This is a genomic window from Bartonella silvatica, from assembly GCF_040545155.1.
GTDB classification, from domain to species: domain Bacteria; phylum Pseudomonadota; class Alphaproteobacteria; order Rhizobiales; family Rhizobiaceae; genus Bartonella; species Bartonella silvatica.
In genome coordinates, this window is the sequence record NZ_JBEPLI010000077.1 from 1 (window position 1) to 1,299 (window position 1,299).

The 1,299-nt window shown below is 45.4% G+C and carries 1 protein-coding gene and 1 pseudogene; both read right to left on the reverse strand.

What is annotated here, in order from left to right; genetic code table 11:
- On the reverse strand, positions 1–925 hold a 925-nt coding region (gene bgtC, locus ABID23_RS08015; RefSeq protein ID WP_354190972.1), incomplete at its 3' end, for a gene transfer agent tail collar protein BgtC.
- Between the two features lie 11 nt (positions 926–936).
- Positions 937–1,299 (reverse strand): annotated as a pseudogene (locus ABID23_RS08020) (transglycosylase SLT domain-containing protein); the annotation flags it as partial.

The following is a 1,299-nucleotide window of genomic DNA, read 5'->3' on the forward strand; positions in this document are numbered from 1 at the left end:
CCCCTTCATCAAGGGTATAGGGCTCTACAATATAGCCCCCTAAATTCTCACGCTCTATGCCCATAAAATTCGCTAGAAAACCACCCCCAAACAAGCCTAGACGATAGCCCAACACATCCGTCGTATTCCCATCCCAAAAGTCTTCATTACTAGTAAAATGGGGCATCGAAAGGGCTTGACCTTCATGCTGGTGAGACTGGATTGAATCTGTTTGAATACTTCCAAGCCTACGATTGGGGTCTAAATTACTGCCACCATCAAATCCCCGTAAAAACATCCCTCGTAAATCTGGAACATTAAACGTCGAAACGCCATCCCCCTCTCCCCAAACCGTTCCTATCGTCTCAAATAAATCACGATACTCACGACGCAAATAAGCTTTCCCATCGCAAACTAACCAATCCTTTGGAATCCCGCGCATACCAAACGTTCCTATAAAACCCGTGGGATAAAGACTGCTTTCTTCTTCTTCTAAAGGGAGTGGGGTAGGATTAACGAGATGCCAATGATCTCCATTATAAACCAATGTATAAATGCACCCTTGTTGGATTTCGCCTCCCCTTAAAGGACCAACCCCTAATTCTGTTGCTTTATAAACCGGCTTGCCCTCTAAAGCATTCAAAAACACCGTGCTTGCCCCAACATTCCTGCCCGTCGCCATAAAGCGCAAAACAATCCCATTCTTATACTCTAAAAACTGTGAAGCGCTTGCAAGTTTTATCGCACTCGTTTGTTGAACAGGATCATTTGTAACAATCCCTTCAAGCTCTCCACCCGTATCGGATAAATATTCACGCACGCGTTGCATCATCACACGGGCGCTCTTGTTTATACTGCTAGGATGCTGTCCTTCAGACCAATTAATTGAAGCATCACAACGCGTATTATCCGCCGCTCTAAGCGACCAATCATAAATCGTCGACATCGTTGTGAATCCTAATTCCGGTAAAATGGTCCGTAAAATGCCCGCATGAATTGCGTCATCAAAGGATTATCATCATCACTCTCTTCTTCTTCTAAAGACTCTTCAGACTCTTCTTGTGATGCTAATAACGCCCTTAAAACCTCTAACATGTTATCTCTATTGCCAAAACCACCCTGCGCTGTAGGACTTGCTCTATGAGGCTGCCCCCCATACATCTGTAATACACGGTTGACAAAATCACTGGCACGCATAGCGTTGTTACCACCATTCAAGCCAACCGCATTGCTCCCAACAATTTGCGCCGCATTGGCATGGGGATTTTGAAGAAGCCGCGCGGCTCCTCCTGCCCCTTGTTGGTGTGCTAAATACAATTC